The 19,253-nt window shown below is 73.1% G+C and carries 17 protein-coding genes; 12 read left to right on the forward strand and 5 right to left on the reverse strand.

Going from position 1 to position 19,253, the window contains the following annotated elements; genetic code table 11:
* Positions 1-72 precede the first annotated feature (72 nt).
* From lnt to ACIP5K_RS31890, 4 genes are all read left to right on the forward strand, one after another.
* Complete coding sequence (lnt, locus tag ACIP5K_RS31875; protein WP_401415153.1) at positions 73-1,767, forward strand: apolipoprotein N-acyltransferase; 1,695 nt, start codon at positions 73-75, stop codon at positions 1,765-1,767.
* A 10-nt stretch (positions 1,768-1,777) separates the two neighbouring features.
* A complete protein-coding gene (locus ACIP5K_RS31880; protein ID WP_401415155.1) occupies positions 1,778-2,257 on the forward strand; it encodes an NUDIX hydrolase in 480 nt (159 codons plus the stop codon).
* A 59-nt stretch (positions 2,258-2,316) separates the two neighbouring features.
* Entirely contained in the window at positions 2,317-3,141 is an 825-nt protein-coding gene (locus ACIP5K_RS31885) for a 3-hydroxybutyrate dehydrogenase (protein ID WP_401415157.1), read from the forward strand.
* Between the two features lie 149 nt (positions 3,142-3,290).
* The gene (locus ACIP5K_RS31890) at positions 3,291-5,252 is read left to right on the forward strand and encodes a helix-turn-helix domain-containing protein (RefSeq protein WP_401415159.1); all 1,962 of its coding nucleotides are present in this window, start codon (positions 3,291-3,293) and stop codon (positions 5,250-5,252) included.
* A 50-nt stretch (positions 5,253-5,302) separates the two neighbouring features.
* Here ACIP5K_RS31890 and ACIP5K_RS31895 read toward each other — a convergent pair whose 3' ends face one another.
* Positions 5,303-6,697: an MFS transporter gene (locus tag ACIP5K_RS31895; protein WP_401415161.1), complete on the reverse strand. Its 1,395-nt coding sequence runs from the start codon at positions 6,695-6,697 to the stop codon at positions 5,303-5,305.
* A 395-nt stretch (positions 6,698-7,092) separates the two neighbouring features.
* Here ACIP5K_RS31895 and ACIP5K_RS31900 point away from each other — a divergent pair, with 395 nt between their 5' ends.
* From ACIP5K_RS31900 to ACIP5K_RS31920, 5 genes are all read left to right on the forward strand, one after another.
* Positions 7,093-8,244, forward strand: coding sequence for a winged helix DNA-binding domain-containing protein (locus tag ACIP5K_RS31900; RefSeq protein WP_401415163.1), 1,152 nt, complete (start codon positions 7,093-7,095; stop codon positions 8,242-8,244).
* A gap of 187 nt (positions 8,245-8,431) precedes the next feature.
* Positions 8,432-9,064 carry a SigE family RNA polymerase sigma factor gene (locus ACIP5K_RS31905; protein ID WP_401415164.1) on the forward strand — a complete coding sequence of 211 codons (633 nt, stop codon included), beginning with the start codon at positions 8,432-8,434 and terminating at the stop codon, positions 9,062-9,064.
* On the forward strand, positions 9,061-9,792 hold the full coding sequence (locus tag ACIP5K_RS31910; protein WP_401415166.1) for a hypothetical protein: 732 nt from the start codon (positions 9,061-9,063) through the stop codon (positions 9,790-9,792). The genes ACIP5K_RS31905 and ACIP5K_RS31910 overlap by 4 nt, the downstream gene beginning before the upstream one ends.
* A 59-nt stretch (positions 9,793-9,851) precedes the next feature.
* A complete protein-coding gene (locus ACIP5K_RS31915; protein WP_401415167.1) occupies positions 9,852-10,154 on the forward strand; it encodes a hypothetical protein in 303 nt (100 codons plus the stop codon).
* A gap of 103 nt (positions 10,155-10,257) precedes the next feature.
* Positions 10,258-10,797 (forward strand): hypothetical protein, encoded by a 540-nt coding sequence (locus tag ACIP5K_RS31920; RefSeq protein WP_401415169.1) that lies wholly within the window; start codon positions 10,258-10,260, stop codon positions 10,795-10,797.
* Positions 10,798-10,836: 39 nt separating this feature from the next.
* On the opposite strand, the gene ACIP5K_RS31925 is transcribed toward ACIP5K_RS31920, so the two are convergent.
* The gene (locus ACIP5K_RS31925; protein ID WP_401415171.1) at positions 10,837-13,218 is read right to left on the reverse strand and encodes a phosphoketolase; all 2,382 of its coding nucleotides are present in this window, start codon (positions 13,216-13,218) and stop codon (positions 10,837-10,839) included.
* A 263-nt stretch (positions 13,219-13,481) separates the two neighbouring features.
* Entirely contained in the window at positions 13,482-14,837 is a 1,356-nt protein-coding gene (locus ACIP5K_RS31930; protein ID WP_401415173.1) for a GAF domain-containing SpoIIE family protein phosphatase, read from the reverse strand.
* Between the two features lie 184 nt (positions 14,838-15,021).
* Between ACIP5K_RS31930 and ACIP5K_RS31935 the strand changes: the two genes are divergently transcribed.
* Positions 15,022-15,516, forward strand: coding sequence for a GNAT family N-acetyltransferase (locus ACIP5K_RS31935; protein ID WP_401415175.1), 495 nt, complete (start codon positions 15,022-15,024; stop codon positions 15,514-15,516).
* A 73-nt stretch (positions 15,517-15,589) separates the two neighbouring features.
* Here the strand turns inward: ACIP5K_RS31935 and ACIP5K_RS31940 are convergent, their stop codons facing one another.
* Entirely contained in the window at positions 15,590-16,495 is a 906-nt protein-coding gene (locus tag ACIP5K_RS31940; RefSeq protein ID WP_401415177.1) for a S41 family peptidase, read from the reverse strand.
* A 177-nt stretch (positions 16,496-16,672) separates the two neighbouring features.
* On the opposite strand from ACIP5K_RS31940, the gene ACIP5K_RS31945 reads away from it, so the two are divergent.
* Positions 16,673-16,792: a hypothetical protein gene (locus tag ACIP5K_RS31945; RefSeq protein WP_401415179.1), complete on the forward strand. Its 120-nt coding sequence runs from the start codon at positions 16,673-16,675 to the stop codon at positions 16,790-16,792.
* Between the two features lie 91 nt (positions 16,793-16,883).
* Positions 16,884-17,489, forward strand: coding sequence for a GPP34 family phosphoprotein (locus tag ACIP5K_RS31950; RefSeq protein WP_401415181.1), 606 nt, complete (start codon positions 16,884-16,886; stop codon positions 17,487-17,489).
* A 79-nt stretch (positions 17,490-17,568) separates the two neighbouring features.
* Here the strand turns inward: ACIP5K_RS31950 and proP are convergent, their stop codons facing one another.
* Complete coding sequence (proP, locus tag ACIP5K_RS31955; protein WP_401415335.1) at positions 17,569-19,035, reverse strand: glycine betaine/L-proline transporter ProP; 1,467 nt, start codon at positions 19,033-19,035, stop codon at positions 17,569-17,571.
* Positions 19,036-19,253 lie beyond the last annotated feature (218 nt).

The raw sequence follows: 19,253 nt of genomic DNA on the forward strand, positions 1-19,253 counted from the left end.
GGGCGAACCGGGCTCCGGAGCGGCCGAAGCCCGGCCGACCTGCGGCACAGGCGTGCGCCGTACACTCCCCGGGTGACCGCCACCGCACCTCCCGTCGCCCCGTCCGACGAGCCCGACGCGCAGCCCGCACGCCGCTCCGGCCTGCGGCGGTTCGCGCCGGTCGTCCTCGCGGCGATCGCCGGGCTCCTCCTGTACGCCACCTTCCCGCCGCGCGAACTGCCGTGGCTGGCGCCGCCGGCGTTCGCCCTGTTCGGCATCGCCGTGCACGGGCGGCGGCTGCGGGCCGGCTTCGGCCTGGGCCTCGTGTTCGGCCTCGCCTACCTGGTGCCGCTGCTGTCCTGGACCGGTGTGGACGTCGGCCCGCTGCCGTGGCTGGCGCTCGCCGCCGCCGAGGCGCTGATCCTCGCCCTCGGCGGCATGGGCATCGCCTACGTGTCGCGGCTTCCGTGGTGGCCGCTGTGGGCGAGTGCGGTGTGGATCGCGGACGAGGCGCTGCGCGCGCGGTTCCCGTTCGACGGATTCCCCTGGGGCAAGGTCGCCTTCGGGCAGCCCAGCGGCGTGTTCCTGCCGATCGCCTCGCTGGGCGGCACCCCGCTCCTCGGTTTCGCGGTGGTGCTCTGCGGCTTCGGTCTGGGCGCGCTCGTCCTGCGCGTCCCGCGGCTGAGGAAGGGGCGCGCCGCGGACGGCGCGGGCCCGGCGCGCGGCGCCCGTCCGTGGCGTGACCGGGGTGTCGTCGCCGCGACGGTCTGCACCGTCGCGCCGGTGCTCGTGGGTGCCGCCGCCATGCCGCTGGTGTCGAACGACGCCGAGGCGGGCACCGCGCGCGTGGCGCTCATCCAGGGAAACGTGCCCCGCATGGGCCTCGACTTCAACTCCCAGCGCCGGGCCGTGCTCGACTACCACGTGCGCGAGACCATGAAGCTCGCCGCGAGGATCGAGGCCGGCACGGTCCGCAGGCCCGACCTCGTGCTGTGGCCCGAGAACTCCTCGGACATCGACCCGTACGTGAACATGGACGCCTACGAGGAGATCCAGAAGGCCGCCGAGGCGGTCGGCGCCCCGATCTCGGTCGGCGCCGTCGTCACCGACAAGAACGGCGACGAGCGCAATCAGCTGATCCTCTGGGACCCCAGGACCGGTCCCGGCGCCACGTACAACAAACGGCACCTCCAGCCCTTCGGCGAGTACATGCCGTACCGCAGCTTCTTCCGGATCTTCAGCAAGGACGTCGACCGGGCCGGCAACTTCGTCCCCGGCGACAAGCCCGTCGTCTTCGACATGTCGGGCACCAGGATCGGCAACATCACCTGTTACGAGGCCGCGTTCGACGACGTCGTGCGCGACCAGGTCGTCGAGGGCGCCCAGATCCTCTCGGTGCCCAGCAACAACGCCACCTTCGAGCGCAGCCAGATGACCTATCAGCAGCTCGCCATGGACCGGGTGCGCGCCGTGGAGCACGGCCGCGCCGTCATGGTCCCGGTGACCAGCGGCGTCAGCGCCGTCATCCGCCCCGACGGGTCCGTCGCGCAGAAGACCGGCATGTTCGAGGCGGACACGCTGCTCACCGAGGTGCCCAGGCGCACCAGCGAGACGCTCGCCACGCGCGTGGGTGCCTGGCCCGAGGCGCTGCTGACCCTGCTCGGCGTCGGCGGGCTGGCCTGGGCGGCCGTCCGGTCCCGCAGGGGACGCGGCACCGCGCCCGCGCCGACGGACCCGACCGCCTCGACGGGTTCGACGGGTTCGATCGGCCGGTCGACGGACGGTTAGGGTCGCGCTCATGGCAACCCCTGAATACATCCGAGCCGTCCGCGCCGCGGCGGGCCACCAGCTGCTCTACCTGCCCGGTGTCACCGCCGTCGTCTTCGACGACCAGGGACGGGTGCTGCTCGGCCGCCGCTCCGACACCGGCCGCTGGGCCGTGCCGGCCGGCATCGCCGAGCCCGGCGAGCAGCCCGCCGACGTCGCCACGCGCGAGGTGCTGGAGGAGACCGGGGTCGAGTGCGTCGCCGAGCGTGTCGTCCTCGTCCAGGCCATGAAGAGCCCGGTCACCTACCCCAACGGCGACCGGTGCCAGTTCATGGACATCACCTTCATGTGCCGGGCCACCGGCGGCGAGGCCCGCGTCAACGACGACGAGTCGCTGGAGGTCGCCTGGTTCGCCCGGGACGCGCTGCCGCCCCTGGACGAGCACGGCACGCTCCGGATCAAGCAGGCCGTACAGGACGGCCCGACGTGGTTCGAGACCATGACCGCATAGTGAAGTATGGGTTCTGAGCACATCGGGAGAGCGGCGGGGGACTGCCTAGGGTGCGGACCATGACCCCGCTCACGCCCGACCCCGCACCCCCCTCGGCAGCCCCCTCCGCCCCTCCCGCCGCCCTCGCCGCCACCCCGCTCGACCTCCGCGGACGCACCGCGCTCGTCACCGGCGCCGCCGGCGGCATCGGCCGGGCCTGCGCCCTGCGCCTCGCCGCCGCGGGCGCCGAGGTGCGGGCGGTGGACCGGGACGCCGCCGGCCTCGACGCGCTGGCCGCCGAGGCCCCCGGCATCGAGCCGTACGTCCTCGACCTCACCGATCTCGACGCCGCCGAAGCCGCGGCGGCAGGCACCGACGTCCTCGTCAACAACGCCGGGATCCAACTGGTGCGGCCCGTCGAGGACTTCCCGCCCGACGTGTTCCACACCGTGCTGACCCTCATGGTGGAGGCGCCGTTCCGGCTGATCCGCGGCGCGCTCCCGCACATGTACGGGCAGCGCTGGGGCCGCATCGTGAACGTGTCGTCGGTGCACGGGCTGCGCGCCTCCGCCTACAAATCCGCGTACGTCACCGCCAAGCACGGCCTCGAAGGGCTGTCGAAGACGGTCGCCCTGGAAGGCGCCGCGCACGGGGTCACCTCGAACTGCGTGAACCCGAGCTACGTGCGCACGCCGCTGGTCGAGCGGCAGATCGCCGACCAGGCCGCCGCGCACGACATCCCGGAGGAAGAGGTGCTCGCCCGGGTGATGCTGCGGGACAGCGCCGTGAAGCGGCTCATCGAACCGGAGGAGGTCGCCGAGGCGGTGGCGCATCTCTGCTCGCCGCAGGCGTCGTTCATGACCGGAACGTCGCTGGTCCTCGACGGCGGCTGGACCGCCCACTGACGCGGCGCCCCCCTGACGTCCCTTCCCGTGCCGTCCCATGAACGTCCCGGCGCCTGCGGTCACTCGGTCGAGTGGCCGCGGTTCCGTGATCGTTCGAGTTGTCCACAGGGCTGGCGGGGCCGGCCGTACGACGGGTAATCCTGGTGAGCATGTCGCACCCTCAACCGCACACGGCCGCGGCCGCCGACCCGCAGGACGCGGGGGACCCGCAGGCCCCGTTCCTGGAGCTGCTCGCCCGGGGCGCGTCCGCCGACGCCTACGAGCAGCCCGTGCTCCTCGCACGCGCCGACGGCGCACCGGCCGCCCGCATCGCCGCCCTGGAGGCGGCGAAGCGGCTCGCGCTCGGGGTGCGGGAGGAGATGGAGGGCAGACGGCGCCGCGAGGCCGAGCTGTCCGCCCTGTTCGAGACCGCGCACGACCTGGCGGGCCTGCGCGACCTCGACGCCGTCCTCCAGGCCATCGTGCAGCGCGCCCGCTCCCTGCTGCGCACGGACGTCGCGTACCTGACGCTGAACGACCCGCTCAGGGGCGACACCCGCATGCGCGTCACCGAAGGCTCGGTCGCCGCCCGGTTCCAGCAGCTGCGGCTCGGCATGGGCGAAGGACTCGGCGGGCTGGTCGCCCAGACCGCCCGCCCGTACGTCACCGACAACTACAGCCAGGACGTACGGTTCCAGCACACCAGCGCCATCGACGCCGGGGTCCGGGACGAAGGCCTCCAGGCCATCCTCGGAGTGCCCCTGATGCTGGGCTCCCAGGTCATCGGCGTCCTGTTCGCCTCCGACCGCAGGACCCGGGTCTTCGAGCGCGAGGAGATCGCGCTGCTCGGCTCCTTCGCCGCGCTCGCCGCCGCGGCCATCGACGCGGCGAACCTGCTCACGGAGACCCGCGAGGCGCTCGCCGGCCTGGAGCGGGCCAACGAGATCATCCGCGACCGCAGCAAGGTCATCGAGCGGGCCTCCGACGTCCACGACCGGCTCGCCGAGCTGGTGCTGCGCGGCGGCGGCGTGCACGACGTGGCCGCCGCCGTCTCCCAGGTCCTGGACGGCGCCGTGGAGTTCACGGACGCGGACGCCGCGCCCGCGCAGGCCCTGGAGGCGTCCCGCGCCGAAGGGCACGCGGTGCGCCGCGGTCAGGACTGGGTCGCCGCGGTCGCGGCCGGCGGCGAGCTGCTCGGCGCCCTGGTGCTGCGCGGCCAGCCGGACCTGGACCCGGTCGACCAGCGCACCCTGGAGCGCGCCGCCATGGTCACCTCGCTGCTCCTGCTCGCCCGGCGCTCCGCCTCCGAGGCAGAACAGCGCGTCCGCGGCGAGTTGTTGGACGACCTCCTCGACGCCCGGGACCGGGACCCGCGGCTGCTGCGCGAGCGAGCCGCCCGGCTCGCCGCCGACCTGGACGCCACCCACGTCGTGCTCGCGGCCCGCCTGGAGACCGTCGCGGCCGACGCCGAGGAGGAGGCGGCCGCACGCCGCCGCCTCGGGGCCGCCGCGGGCCATCTCGCGGCGACCCGGCACGGGTTGGCCGCCGCTCGGGACGGCGGCACGGTGCTGCTGCTCCCGCTGGCCGCGGGCGGCACGGCGTCCGGGCTCGCCTCACTGGTCGCCAAGCGGCTGTCCACCGCGACCCACGGGACGGTCACCGTCGGCGCCTCCGCCCCGGTCGACCGGCTCGCCACCCGCACCGAGACGGCATCCGTCGCCTACGCGGAGGCGGGGCGCTGCCTCGACGCGCTCCGCGTGCTGGGCCGGGCGGGGGAGGGCGCCGCCGCCGAGGACTTCGGCTTCCTGGGCCTGCTGCTCGCCGACAGCCGGGACGTCTCCGGCTTCGTGACCCGCACGATCGGCGAGGTCGTCTCCTACGACGCCCGCAGGGGCACCGATCTGGTCCGCACCCTCGACGCCTACTTCGCGGCCGGGTCGAGCCCCGCCCGCACCAAGGACGCCCTGCACGTCCATGTGAACACGGTGGCGCAGCGCCTGGAGCGGATCGGCCATCTGCTCGGCCCCGACTGGCAGTCACCCGAGCGGTCGCTGGAGATCCGGCTCGCCCTGCGCCTGCACCGGCTGTCGGACCCGGACGCGGGGCCGGACCCGGGCCCGGACATACGCTGACCCCGTGCGTTCCTCCTGTGACAGGAGGGGCGCACGGGGGCGCGGCCGCCTCAGACGCGGTGCGCGGCGTCGGCCGGCGGCCGGGGAGCCCCGACCGCCTCGGCGCCGCCGGTCCCCCCGACGTCGGCGAGGTCGCGGTGCCGGGTCTCCTTGGCGACGGCGACGGCGATCAGGGTGACGACGACGGCGACGATCACATACAGCGAGATCATCGTGGACCCGCCGGTGCTGTCGAGCAGCGCCGTGGCGATCAGCGGGGCCGGCGCACCGGCCGCGACCGAGGCGAACTGCGCACCGATCGAGGCCCCCGAGTACCGCATCCGGGTCGCGAACATCTCGGAGAAGAAGGCGGCCTGCGGGGCGTACATCGCCCCGTGCAGCACCAGACCGACGGTGACCGCGAGCACCAGACCGCCGAAGCTCGCCGTGTCGACGAGGGAGAAGAACGGGAACATCCACAGGCCGACCCCGGCGGCCCCCAGCAGGTACACCGGCCGACGGCCGATCCGGTCCGAGAGCGCACCCCAGGCCGGGATCACCGCGAAATGCACGGCGGAGGCGACGAGGACGGCGTTGAGCGCGGTCTGCTTGGAGACGTCGGCCGCCTGCACCGCGTACACGAGGATGAAGGCGGTGATGACGTAGTAGCTGATGTTCTCCGCCATCCGGGCGCCGATGGCGACGAGGACGTCGCGCCAGTGGTGCCGAAGCACCGCGACGAGCGGCATCTTCTCCACGGTGTCCGCGTCGGCCGCCCTGCGGGCCTCGGCGCGGGCCAGCGCGTCCTTGAACACCGGCGATTCGTCGACGGAGAGGCGGACCCACAGGCCGACCAGGACGAGCACCCCGGACAGCAGGAACGGGATGCGCCAGCCCCACGACGTGAAGGAGGCGTCGGACATCAGCGCGGTGAGCGCCGACAGCACACCGGTGGCGAGGAGCTGACCGGCCGGCGCGCCCGTCTGCGGCCAGGACGCCCAGAAGCCGCGGCGTTCGGCGTCCCCGTGCTCGGACACCAGCAGGACCGCACCGCCCCACTCGCCGCCGAGCGCGAAGCCCTGGACCAGGCGGAGCGCGGTGAGCAGCACCGGCGCGGCCGAACCGACCGTGGCGTGCGTGGGCAGCAGCCCGATCGCGAAGGTGGCGCCGCCCATCATCAGCAGGCTGATCACCAGCAGCTTCTTGCGTCCCAGCCGGTCACCGTAGTGTCCGAAGACCAGCGCACCGAGCGGCCGGGCGGCGAACCCCACGGCGTACGTGAGGAAGGAGAGGAGGGTTCCGACGAGCGGATCGGAACCGGGGAAGAACAGCTTGTTGAACACCAGCGCGGCGGCGGAGCCGTAGAGAAAGAAGTCGTACCACTCGATGGTGGTGCCGATGAGGGACGCGGCGACGATGCGCCTGAGGTTTCTCGGGGCTGGTGGAGCGGTTGCGGGGGACGACATCAACACCACTTCCTGGGGCGTGACGGGGACGTGTACGTGTCGCCACACCGTAGGAATCCGCAGGTCAGCCGCACATGTGGCGGGACACCATAGTTCGGGGGTCCGCTGTGCGTCCGGCCGCCATGCCGGCCCTGGGGGAGGACGGTGGAGAGGGGGCCGCCCGCTCCACACCGTCACCCGCCCACCGGCGTCCCGCCGGCGCATCCCGGCCGTCGTCTTCCACCTCGAGAACACCGGCGGCTTCGATATCGAAGTCGTCGCCCCGAAGCGAAGTGGACACGGGGTTCGTCGGAACCGGGCAGGCGCGCGACCCTCGTGGTCGGCGTCTCCGGGCGGTCCAGCGCCGACGCCCCACCGCGAGGCGGACGGGGGGCCGGGCGGTAGCCTGCGCCGTTATGATCACCGCGCGCGAACTCAACCGGGCGACCCTCGCTCGCCAACTGCTGCTGGAGCGCGTGTCGTTGCCCCTCCCCGACGCGATGCGGCGCGTGGTCGCCCTCCAGGCGCAGCATCCGGCCTCGCCGTACCTCGCGCTGTGGAACCGGATCGCTGATTTCGCACCGGCCGAACTCGACGCCGCCTTCGCCGGGCGTACGGTCGTCAAGGCGACCCTCATGCGGATCACGCTGCACGCCGTGCACGCCGGGGACTATCCGGTCCTGCGCGCGGCGATGCAGCCCACCCTGTACGCCTCCCGGCTCGGTTTCCGCTTCGCCGACGCGGGGCTGCTCCCCGCGGACGCCGACGAGCTGGTGCCGGAGCTGCTGGCCTTCGCCCGCCGGCCGCGGACCTCGGCGGAGATGCAGGCGTGGGTCGAGGAGCGGGTCGGCGCCGAGAAGAAGGACGGGGCCTGGTGGGGGCTGAGGGCCTACGCGCCGATGCACCACGCTCCGACAGGCGGCCCGTGGTCCTTCGGCCCGCGGCCGTCCTTCGTCGCGGCGGGGACCGGATCCGTCCCGGCGGGGACCGGTTCCCTCCCGGTGGGGCGGGCGGTGGATCCCCACGCGCTGCGGACCCTGGTGCTGCGCTGTCTTGCGGGTTTCGGGCCCGCTTCGGTGGCGGATGTGGCCCAGTTCGCCATGGTGCAGCGGGCACCCGTCCGCGAGGCGCTGCGCGCCCTGGGCGACGACGTGGAGCAGCTCCAGGGGCCGGACGGCAGCACGTTGTTCGACCTCCCCGCAGCCCCCAGGCCACCCGCGGACACGCCCGCGCCGCCCCGGCTGATGGCGATGTGGGACAGCGTGCTGCTGGCCCACGCCGATCGCAGCCGGGTGATACCCCCGGCCTACCGGCCGCTGGTGATCCGCAGGAACGGGGACGTCCTGCCCACCCTGCTGGTGGACGGTTACGTCGCAGGTGTGTGGCGCCCGGTGGACGGCGGTGTCGAGGCCACGGCCTTCCACTCCCTCTCACCCGCCCAGTGGGACGGACTCGCCGCCGAGGCCCGGTCCCTGAGGTCGTTCCTCGGCGGCCGTGAGGCGGAGGTCTACCGCCGCTACCACCACTGGTGGGCGAAGCTCCCCGAGAGCGAGGTGCGCATGCTGTGACCGGCTCGGAGGTCGGCCACGCCCTCGGCTGGCCCGCCCGCTGGTCGCGCCTGCCCGGATGCCGACCGGGACCAGGGCCAGGACCCAGGATCAGGACTCAGGGCCAGGACCCGTATCGGGCCTGACGCCGGGCGATCATGCAACGGTTTCCGCCGTCCGTGGACTCTGACGTGCGAGGAGGTGAGCCATGAGAGACACGGCAGGACCGGCGGCAGAAGCCGGTGAAGGGGCGGACGACTTCCGCGCGTTCGTCATCGGGCGGTGGTCGCGGCTGATGCGGACCGCGTATCTCCTGACAGGGGAGCAGTACGCGGCGGAGGACCTTGTGCAGGGGTGCCTGGAGCGCACGTACGTGGCCTGGCGGAAGGTGTCGGAGGCCCGGGACCCGGACGCCTACGTGCGACGCATCATGGTCAACACGCACGCGCGCAAGTACCGCAGGGGCCTCAAGGAGTATCTCTCGCGCGGTGACGGCGCCGAGCTCGGGCGCGACCTGCCGGAGAGCGGGGACCGCATCGCGCAGGCCGACGACCGGTCCGACCTGGTCGCCGCGCTGGCCCAGCTGCCGGCCCGGCAGCGGGAGGCCGTCGTGCTGCGGTACTGGGAGGACCTGAGCGAGACGCAGACCGCGGCCGCGATGGGATGTTCCGTGGGCACCGTGAAGAGCAACGCGGCCCGGGGGATCAGCCGACTGCGGTCCGCCATCGAGCTGCCCCGAACCGGCGTCGACACCGACACCGGCACCGGCACCAGCACCGGCACCCACAGCGACACCGACACCGACTCGACTCACGTGCTGCACGAAGGACGGACGTCATGACGGACACCGGCACCGACATCTCCGAACTGCTCGCCGAAGCCGCACAGGACGTCCAGATCACCCACGCGCCCGTCGACGCGATCGTCGTGGGCGGCCGACGGCGCAGGAACAGGCGCCGGGCCACCGGAGCGGTCGTCGCGCTGGCCGTCGTGTGCACCGCCGGTGTCGTCGCGTCGTCCACGCTGGGCGAGGGTTCCGGCGCCGCACCGGCCGCGACGGAACAGCGGGCCGCGCCCCGGCCCTTGACGGAGGTGATCGCGAGCGGGCGGCTCGACGGCAAGCCCTGGACCCTCAGCGTCGACGTGTGGCAACGCGCCGGCGACGCCAGGGAGGCGGGCCGGGTGTGGGACGCGATGCAGGAGGTCGAGTACCCGGACGTGCAGCGTGCGGGTGGCGCGGGAGGGCCTGAACTGGTGCGCAAGGACTGGTTCTTCGCCAACCTGAAGGTGGGTGAGCGGCGCTCGTTCGTGGACGACGGAGCCCTGAACGCGGCCGGGGACCGCAAGGTCGAGAGCAGCTGGGGGAAACTCTCGCCGACCGGATCCAGCTGGTTCGTCTTCGGGCGGACCGCGCCCGGGGTCCACACGGTGGAGTGCACCTGGGACGACGGACGGAAGGCCACGCCCCAGCTGCGGACGGTCACCGGGACCGACAGCCGGTTCTTCGCGATCGACGCCCCGGATCCGAAGCCGACGGCCGGCCAGCCCCGGTGTACGGCGGCGCGGTGATCTCTCGGGCCTCGCCGGGGCAGAGATCCGTAAGGAAGCTGACGCACGACCATTTCCGGGTGAGCGTCGAGGGGAACACGGTCGTCGTGGAGGGCGACGCGGCCGTGCAGGAGCAGAAGGAGAAGATCCTCCTCGCCCTGGGCAATGTCTTCGGGGTGACCGGGGTCGAGGACCGGGTGCACTCCGGGCAGGAGGGGATCACCCCGCGCTTCGTCACCGTCGAGGAAGGCGAGACGCTCGACGACGTGGCCCGGCGCGTCTACGGACACCCGGACGGTCGCAGGCTCCTGACCGCCAACCACCCCGTCCCGACCGACGCGCGGGCCGTCCACCCCGGCCTGGTCCTGCGGGCCCCCGCCTGAACGGCGGTGCCCCTTCCCGCCCGCTCGACCCGTTCCCCCGGCGGACGGCCGAAGATGGACCGGAACCCGCACGCGGCGGGCGCCGGCGCCCTAGGGTGCCGGCATGCCCACCGCCCGCGCCGCCGAACCCGTCCTGCTGGACCCCAAGGGCCCGGTGATCACCGCCATCGCGTGCACCGTCGGTGCGGTCCTCTTCCTGGGGGCGGGAGGGGCGTTCGTGTATGTCACCGTCCGTACGATCGCCGGCCTCGGCGAGACCGGAGGCGGGTGGGTGTGGGTCGGCGCCGGGCTCGCCCTGGCCGCGGCGTACGTCGCGGCCGTCGGGTGGTCCACCGTCCTGTCCGCCCGCGAGGAACGGCGGGCCACGCTGCGGCTCGCCGCCCTCGGCGTCGACGCGACCGCCCTCGTCCTGACGGTCGCCCCGGCGCCGCCGACCAACGACGAACACCCGCAGATACGGCTCCTGATGCGGGTCAGCGGGCCCGGCTTCGAACCCTTCGAGTGCGGCAGCGACGTCCCGCGCTTCCGGCTCGGCGGCGTCACCCCGGGGACGCCGCTGCCGGCCCGGGTCGACCCGCTCACCCGCGCGTTCACTGTAGGACGACCGCCCGCGCCCCAGTCACCCGCGGCCGGAGGCGGCTAGGAAACCCGCCTCGGTCCGTCCGCCGCGAGGAAACCCGCCTCAGTCCGTCCACCGCCACTCCGCGATCTCCGGCAGGTCGGTGCCGTGCTCGCGGATCCAGCGGTGGTGCCGGGTACGGGCGTCCGCCATGCGCTGGCGCACCGCCGCCGCGGCGACCGGGAGGCCGGGAACTCGGTCGATGACGTCCATGACGAGCCGGAACCGGTCGAGATCGTTGCGCACGACCATGTCGAACGGCGTCGTCGTGGTCCCCGACTCCTTGTAGCCGCGCACGTGCAGATTCGCGTGCCCGGCACGACGGTACGCCAGGCGGTGGATCAGCCAGGGATAGCCGTGATAGCCGAAGATGACCGGCTTGTCGGGGGTGAACAGGCCGTCGTACTCGGCGTCCGCCATGCCGTACGGGTGCTCGTCGGAGGGCAGCAGTGTCGTCATGTCGACGACGTTGACGACGCGCACCGCGAGCTGCGGCAGATGCCGGCGCAGCAGGCCGGCCGCCGCCAGCACCTCCTGGGTGGGCACGTCACCGGCGCAGGCGAGCACCACGTCGGGCTCCCCGCCGCGTTCGCTCCCGGCCCACTCCCACACGCCGGCCCCCCGCGCGCAGTGGGCGCGGGCGTCGTCCAGGGAGAGCCAGTCGGGGCTGGGGTTCTTGCCGGCGACGACGACATTGACGTGGTCGCGGCTGCGCAGCACCTGGTCGGCGACGGCCAGCAGCGTGTTGGCGTCCGGCGGCAGGTACACCCGGACGATGTGCGGGCTCTTGTTCAGGACGTGGTCGACGAAACCGGGGTCCTGGTGCGAGAACCCGTTGTGGTCCTGGCGCCACACGTGCGAGGTGAGCAGGTAGTTGAGCGAGGCGACGGGAGCCCGCCACGGCAGTTCCCGCGAGGTCTTCAGCCACTTGATGTGCTGGTTGACCATCGAGTCGACGATGTGCACGAACGCCTCGTAGCAGGAGAACAGGCCGTGCCGCCCGGTCAGCAGGTACCCCTCCAGCCAGCCCTGGCACAGGTGCTCGGACAGCACCTCCATCACGCGGCCGTGCCGGTCGAGGTTCTCGTCGACGGGCAGCAGCCGCTCCTGCCAGGCCTTGCCGGTGGCCCGGTACACCGCCTGGAGCTTGTTGGAGGCGGTCTCGTCCGGGCCGACCAGGCGGAAGTTGCGCTCCTGCGCCGTGTCCGCCATCACGCGGGCGAGCAGTTCGCCCAGGGTCCCGGTGGGGGAGTGCAGGGTCGCGCCGGGCTTGTCGACCGGCACCGCGAAGTCCTCCAGGGGCGGCAGGGGCAGGGCGCGCAGGCGGACACCGCCGTTGGCGTACGGCGACGAGCCCAGCCGCTTCGGACCGTCCGGCACCCAGGCGAGGACGTCGGCCGTGGGGCGTCCGTCCGCGTCGAACAGCTCCTCCGGCCGGTACGAGCGCAGCCACCGCTCCAGCTGGGCCAGGTGCTCCGGGTTCTCGCGGACCTCGGGCAGCGGCACCTGGTGGGCCCGCCAGGTGTCCTCGACGGGCAGCCCGTCGACCTCGTCGGGCCCGGTCCATCCCTTGGGCGTCCGCAGCACGATCATGGGCCACCGCACGGGCGCCGTCGCCCCGCCGGTCCTGGCCGCCCGCTGGTGGTCCGCGATCAGGTCGAGGGCCCGGTCGAGGGCGCCCGCCATGGCCCGGTGCACCTGAGCCGGGTCGTCGCCCTCGACGTACAGGGGTACGTGGCCGTAGCCGCGCAGCAGGGCGTCGAGCTCGTCGTGCGGGATGCGGGACAGCACCGTCGGGTTGGCGATCTTGTAGCCGTTGAGGTGCAGGACGGGGAGGACCGCGCCGTCGTGCACGGGGTCGAGGAACCGGCCGGAGTGCCAGGACGCGGCCAGCGGCCCCGTCTCGGCCTCGCCGTCGCCGACGACACAGGCGACCAGCAGGTCGGGGTGGTCGAAGGCGGCCCCGTAGGCGTGCGCCAGCGAGTACCCCAGCTCGCCGCCCTCGTGGATGGACCCCGGGACCTCCGGTGCCACGTGGCTGGGCACGCCGCCGGGGAACGAGAACTGCTTGAACAGGCGGGTCATCCCCGCCTCGTCGCGGCTCACGTCCGGATAGATGTCGCTGTAGCTGCCCTCCAGCCAGGCGTTGGCCAGGACCGAGGGGCCGCCGTGACCGGGACCCCACACGCACAGGGCGTCCAGGTCACGCTGCTTGATCACCCGGTTGAGGTGGGTGTACACGAGGTTGAGGCCGGGCGAGGTCCCCCAGTGGCCGAGCAGCCGGGGCTTGATGTGCTCGGGGCGCAGCGGCTCGCGCAGCAGCGGGTCGGCCATCAGGTAGATCTGCCCCGCGGCCAGGAAGTTCGCCGCGCGCCAGTGGGCGTCCAGGGTACGCAGTTCGTCGTCGCCGAGAGCGCGGGCGACAGGGGCGTCGGACGGGGTCATTCGCTGCTCCAGAACGGGTCGGTGGGCGTCTCACGCGCGTACGGACGGGTCCGGCGGCGGTACTCGGACCGCGGGACCCCGCTCGTGCGCGGGTTCCCGCGCGGCTCCGGGCCACGCACCGGATCCCGGACCGCCTCCCAGCCTGACGCACACCGGCCGCCGGCGCAGGTGGTGCGGCGGGCGGCGGGGGAGGGGTCGGACCGGAGGGGTCGGACCGCGGGCGGCCACGGTTGGTGCGTACGCCGGTCCGGCCGGCGCGGCGGTCAGGGACGCGGAGGGACGCGCAGGGAGAGCAGCGCCGTGTCGTCGCTGGCCCACCCGCCGTGGTACTCCGCCAGGGCGCCCGCGACGTGCGCGTTGGTGGCGGCCGCGGACATGCCGTGGGTGTCGGCGAGGGCCTGCGCGAGGGCCTCCTCGTCGAAGATCGGCCGCGAGGGCGCGGGGCCGTCCGGGGCGGGCCGGGCCTCGCACGCCCCGTCGGTGTACAGGAACAGCAGGTCGCCGGGGGCGAGGCGGAAGCGGACGTCGGTCAGCCGGACCTGGTCCATGACCCCGAGCAGGGTGCCGCGGGCGCCGATCCGCCGCACGCGGCCGTCGGCGCGGCGCACCAGGGCCGGCGGGTGGCCCGCCAGGCACAGCCGCCCCGACGCGCCGGTGGCGGTGGTGCGGAAGGTGGCCTGGACGGCGGTCAGGAAACGCGGCGCCCGCTGCGCGCGCATCGCCGTGTTCAGCCGGTCCAGGACCACCGCGGGCGAGAGGTGGTCGCCGGCGTCGGCCCGCAGCGTGTAGCGGGCCAGGGCGGTGACCTTCGCGGCCTCGGTGCCCTTGCCGCACACGTCGCCCATGACGGCGGTCCACCACGGCCCGCGCGCGTGGAAGAGATCGTAGAAGTCGCCCACGACCTCCACGTCACCGCTGGCCGGCAGGTACTGGGCCGCGGCGTCCATGGCGGGGACGGGACGCAGGACCGGCGGCAGGAGGCTGTCCTGGAGGCTGCGGGCCAGCTCCCGCGACGTCGACAGGGCGCTCTCCGCGGTCTTCAGGGCCGTCTCCGCGCTCTGTAGCGCGGTCCGCGCGGTGCCCAGGGACACCCGCAGGCTGATCTCGCTGGACACCGCGCGCGCCAGGACCGCCAGCGTCTCCAGGTCCTGCGGTCGCCACTGGCGGGGACGGGGGTCGATGACGCACATGGTGCCGATCGCCTGCCCGTCGGAGCTGACGATGGGGAACCCGGCCCAGGCACCCACGCCCCACGGGCCGATCGCGACGTGTCCGGCGGTGCGCGGGTCCTTCTCCGCGTCCTCCACGACGAAGGGGCCGTCCGCCCCGACGGCGAAGTAGCAGAAGCTGTCGCCCACCGCGTTCTGCCATGCCTCCAGCCCTCCGTAGGGCAGGTGCGGCACCGACTTCCAGTAGGTGCGCGTCTCTCCGACGAACGTGATCGCCGAGATCGAGGCGCCCGTCACCGACACCGCCAGGCGCGTGAGGTCGTCGAAGACCGACTCCGGGCCGCTGCCGACCATGCCGCTGGCCTCCAGGGCGGCCAGCCGTTCCGGGTCCGACAGCACCGCGGGCAGTCCGTCCTCCCGCACCCCGCCGGGGTACTCCAACCCGCTCATGGACTCCCTCTTCCCCTCCCTGTTCACCACCCCATGATCTCGCGGATCAGCCGAGCACATGGCCACGGCCCCCCGACGGCCACGAGGACCGCCGGGGACGGGCCGGGCGGGCAGGCGGAGGGACTCGTTCCGCCACGTGCGTCGCATGAACCGCCATAACGCCACATCGACATACAGTGCGCGCGTGACGACCTCAGACGTGACGACAACAGAGATGGCCGCCATCGCCATCAGGCCGCTCGACGTCGACGACGTCGGCGACGTGCTCAAACTCGGACAGCGGGTCTACGACCTGACGGTCAAGCCGTACACCTCCTGGTCACTCACGGCGGTGGCCACCCACCTGGACGGCGAGGGCGCCTCCTGCTGGGTGGCCCGGGCCGCGGACGGCCGGCTGGCCGGATTCGTCCTGGGCTCGGTCGGCTTCGACCAGCGCCGGGACTGGGGCAACCTGGAGTGGATCGCCACCGACCCCGCCTTCCGGGGGCAGGGGATCGCCGCGCGGCTGGTGACCGCCTGCTGCCGGGGTCTGGAGACGGCCGGCGTCCGCGCCGTCGTCACCGACGTGGAGTCCCGGAACGAAGCCTCCGCGGGCCTGATGCGCCGCAGCGGCTTCGAGGCGGGCGCGACGGTCACGCTCTTCGTCCGCGAGGTCGCCGACATCGCGCCGGGTGGCTGACGTCATGCCGGGTGGCTGACGTCACGCCGGGTGGCTGACGTCGCGCCCGGCGGGTGGCAGGGGGTCCGGGGCCTCAGCCCGCGAGCCGCGTGCGGGCCAGCGCGTGCGCGCGGTCGAGGGCGTCCGCGGCCGTGCACGGCACGTCCGGCTGCACGCCGTGGCCCTCCCAATTGGTGCCGGAGACCGGGTTGATGGCCCGGCCCGTCGGGATGCTCGCCTCCAGGTGCGGGTGCACCGTCCACCCCTCCCGCGGGTGCGCGCCGCCGCGCGTGGCCTCGCCGACGACGACGGCGCGGCCGAGCTGCTGGAGGTCGTACGCCAGCTCTTCGGCGGCGGAGAACGTCTGACCGCTGGACAGCAGGTACAGCGGCTTGCTGCCGCCGAAGCGCGCGCCGGGCACGTGCGGCAGGCTCCAGGACTGCTCGGTGCGGTCGCCGTCGCGCCAGTACATGGTGTTCAGGTGGGTGCGCTCGTCCAGGAAGTGGCTGCACACGAAGGCGACCGTGTCCGGGTCGCCGCCCCGGTTGGCGCGCAGGTCCACGATCAGTGCCTCGGCACGGGAGACGAGGGTCAGCGCGGCGCTCAGCGCGTCGGCGGTCCAGTCCAGCGGAAACAGCATCGGCGCCAGCTCCAGCACGGCGACGCCCGCGTCGAGCAGCTCCACCCGGGGCGCACCGCCCAGCGAGGTGTCGAAGTCCCGGCGTATGGAGTCCAGGGCGGCCGCCCCCTTGCGGGCGGGGACCGGGTCGGTGTGGTGCTTCAGGCCGAGGTGCTGGTCGCCGTTGACCGACTGGAGGTCCGCGGTGACCAGCCGGGCCAGCTCCGCGGCGCCGCCGACGTCGTACGCGCCGTCGGCGAGCCGTCCGCGCAACAGGCCCGCCAGCCGCTCGCCGATCTCGGGGAACGCGTAGTGGTCGACGAGGAGTTGTGCCGTCTCTTCGACGATACGGGAGGGTACAAGGTTCGTAGAGGTTGTCATGGCGGCGAGTAGAGCACCGTCCTCGCGCAGGCGTACGCCCTTGACCCTTTCGGTATCCGCGAGCGGCCCCGCCGTTAATCATTAGCCGATTCCCACGCCGTGTGCGCAGCTCAGAAGCTACTGTCCGGGCTAATGCGCGGCGAGGGTCGCGCCGACGGCGAACGGGGGAGGGCGTCGATGTCCAAAGGACACAAGTGCCCGGTGTGCGGGACGAACACGGTGCAGCGGACGAGCACCAACAAGATGCAGTGCTCGAAGTGCAAGTCGCGCTACGACAAGAGCATCTTCGGCCTCTGACCCGGCGCATCGGTGCCGACCGGCGGGCGGATCACCGGTCCGGCGTGGGAACCTTGGTCCGGACGGGGCCGACGAGCGATCTGGAGTGCCGATGACCACCGCACGGGACCTCACCCTTGTCGCGCTCGACGCGGCGCCCGGCCGCACCGTGGAGCAGGGCGACCTGTCGCTCGCGCTCGCGGGCGCCGAGGTGATCGATCTGGGCGGCGCCGGCGCGCTCACCCTCGACGGCGACCGGATCGTGCCCGGCCCGCCGGCGCGGACGGGGGACAGGCTGCTCGACGAGGCCGCCGCGGCGCTCGTCCGGGAGGAACCCTTCGAGACGGTCGAGGACTGGCTGTGGCGGCGCGGCCGGGAGCTGGCCGCCACCTACGTCGACGAGGCGGAGGGCGTCGAGCCGGGAAGCCGGGGACGGCGGCGCCGCACCCCGCTGCTGTCCGGGCGGGGGAAGGCCGCGGACCCCGTGGCCCGCGACCGCGCCGAGGGACGCAGGGCGTCCGGCGAACCCGTCCTGGCCGTTCTCGCGGCAGCGGCCGGAGCGGCGGACGAGAAGCCGGACGCGGGCCGGGACATCACCGACGACACGGTGAGCACAGTGCTGGCCGCCGTCGGCGACGCGGTGATGGAACTCGAAGCCGTACGGCAGCGCCGCGCGATCGAGGACGCCGCCTTCGACAACATCTGGCGAGGATTCTGAGGGCACTGAGGGCACTGAGGGCACTGAGGCTGCTGGGACGCCAGGCGCCTGAGACGTCCGGGGGCCGGCGCCGAGGCCTTCACCGTGTCGGGGGGTGCTCCTTGGCGTACTGGTACAGGTCCTGGGACGTGTCGATCAGCTCCTTCTGCTCCTCGGTCGAGGCGACCATGGGCTGGGAGCCGTTCAGGGGCAGCTGCGCGCTCTCCGGCAGGAACTTGACGGTGACCAGGCCGATGACTCCGGCCAGCATGAGGTAGTAGGCGGGCATCAGCTTGTCGCCCGTCACGTTGACCAGCGCCTCCGTCACCAGCGGCGTGGTGCCGCCGAACGCCGCCACGGCGAAGTTGAAGCCGATGCCCATGGCCGCGTACCGCACCGCGGTCGGGAACAGGGCGGGCAGCGTGGCCGCGCTCGGCGCCGCGAAGCACGCGAGGAGCGTGGACAGGATCAGGACCCCGAAGACCGGGGGCCAGGTCCCGTGCGCCTTGATGAGCAGGAAGGCCGGAATGGCGAGGACGATCATGGCCGCCGCCGAACCCGCGTACAGCGGGCGCCGGCCGATGTGGTCGCTGAGGCGGCCGAGGAAGGTGATGAGGATGACGATCCAGACCATGCCGATGAGCACGAGGACGTCGGCCGAATTGCTGGACCGGTCGAGCGTCTCCGTCTGATAGGTCGGCAGGTAGCCGGTGACCATGTAGTTCGTGACGTTGTAGAGCAGCACCAGGCCCATGCAGATCAGCAGCGGCCGCCAGTGCTCGCGGACGATGGTCTTGAACTCGCTGCCGACCGAGTCCTGGGCCAGGGTCTTCTCGTGCTCGTCGAGCTGCTGCTGGAAGGCCGGGGACTCCTCCAGCTTCAGCCGCATGTACAGGCCCATGACGCCCAGCGGTCCCGCGATGAGGAACGGCAGACGCCATCCCCAGGACAGCATCTGGTCGTCGCTGAGCGCCATGTTCAGGACGGTCACCAGCGCGGATCCCAGCGCGTAGCCGACGAAGGTGCCGAAGTCGAGCCAGCTGGAGAGGAAGCCGCGCCGCCGGTCCGGCGAGTACTCGGCCACGAAGGTGGTCGCGCCGCCGTACTCGCCGCCGGTCGAGAAGCCCTGCACCATGCGGGCGAGCAGCAGCAGGATGGGCGCGGCGATGCCGATCGTCGCGTAGCTCGGGATGAGGCCGATGGAGAATGTGCCGGCCGCCATCATGATCATGGTGGTGGCGAGTACCTTCTGCCGCCCGACCCGGTCGCCGAGCGGACCGAACACCAGGCCGCCCAGCGGGCGCACCACGAATGCGGCAGCAAAGGTCGCGAAGGACGAGATCAGCTGGGCGCCCGGCGACGCCCCGGGGAAGAAGACCTTGCCGATGGTCGCGGCGAGGTAGCTGTAGACGCCGAAGTCGAACCATTCCATGCAGTTGCCGAGCGCCGAGGCGCTGACGGCCCGCTTGAGGAGCGGCTTCTCGACGACTTGGACGTCCTGCTTGCGGAACGCCCGCTTGGTCCGCCGCAACCTGCGGACCAGCTCTTCTCGTACGTGCCGGGGCATGTCCGTGATCGACTCCGGCACGCGCCTGCGGCCTCCGTCGCTCGGGCCATCGTGTGGTGTGTGGGCCACGTGCCGACGCCGCCTTTCCCAGATCTCTCTACTTTTCGCCAGGGTCGAGTCTCTGCCGTACTGATCACCCGGCGCACTCTGAGACTGCCTTCCCGACATTTGCACCCGCACGCCCCGCCTCGGTGCTCTTCCTCGCCCAAGGCACTCGA

The sequence above is a fragment of the Streptomyces sp. NPDC088785 genome, assembly GCF_044750685.1.
In the GTDB taxonomy this organism is placed as follows: Bacteria; Actinomycetota; Actinomycetes; order Streptomycetales; family Streptomycetaceae; genus Streptomyces.

Bases quoted from the DNA above. Each gene is read 5' to 3' on its own strand.
- ACIP5K_RS31880 (WP_401415155.1), top strand. From the start codon at position 1,778: ATGGCAACCCCTGAATACATCCGAGCCGTCCGCGCCGCGGCGGGCCAC.
- ACIP5K_RS31885 (WP_401415157.1), top strand. From the start codon at position 2,317: ATGACCCCGCTCACGCCCGACCCCGCACCCCCCTCGGCAGCCCCCTCC.
- ACIP5K_RS31890 (WP_401415159.1), top strand. From the start codon at position 3,291: ATGTCGCACCCTCAACCGCACACGGCCGCGGCCGCCGACCCGCAGGAC.
- ACIP5K_RS31895 (WP_401415161.1), bottom strand. From the start codon at position 6,697: ATGTCGTCCCCCGCAACCGCTCCACCAGCCCCGAGAAACCTCAGGCGC.
- ACIP5K_RS31900 (WP_401415163.1), top strand. From the start codon at position 7,093: ATGATCACCGCGCGCGAACTCAACCGGGCGACCCTCGCTCGCCAACTG.
- ACIP5K_RS31905 (WP_401415164.1), top strand. From the start codon at position 8,432: ATGAGAGACACGGCAGGACCGGCGGCAGAAGCCGGTGAAGGGGCGGAC.
- ACIP5K_RS31910 (WP_401415166.1), top strand. From the start codon at position 9,061: ATGACGGACACCGGCACCGACATCTCCGAACTGCTCGCCGAAGCCGCA.
- ACIP5K_RS31920 (WP_401415169.1), top strand. From the start codon at position 10,258: ATGCCCACCGCCCGCGCCGCCGAACCCGTCCTGCTGGACCCCAAGGGC.
- ACIP5K_RS31925 (WP_401415171.1), bottom strand. From the start codon at position 13,218: ATGACCCCGTCCGACGCCCCTGTCGCCCGCGCTCTCGGCGACGACGAA.
- ACIP5K_RS31930 (WP_401415173.1), bottom strand. From the start codon at position 14,837: ATGAGCGGGTTGGAGTACCCCGGCGGGGTGCGGGAGGACGGACTGCCC.
- ACIP5K_RS31940 (WP_401415177.1), bottom strand. From the start codon at position 16,495: ATGACAACCTCTACGAACCTTGTACCCTCCCGTATCGTCGAAGAGACG.
- ACIP5K_RS31945 (WP_401415179.1), top strand. From the start codon at position 16,673: ATGTCCAAAGGACACAAGTGCCCGGTGTGCGGGACGAACACGGTGCAG.
- ACIP5K_RS31950 (WP_401415181.1), top strand. From the start codon at position 16,884: ATGACCACCGCACGGGACCTCACCCTTGTCGCGCTCGACGCGGCGCCC.
- proP (WP_401415335.1), bottom strand. From the start codon at position 19,035: ATGCCCCGGCACGTACGAGAAGAGCTGGTCCGCAGGTTGCGGCGGACC.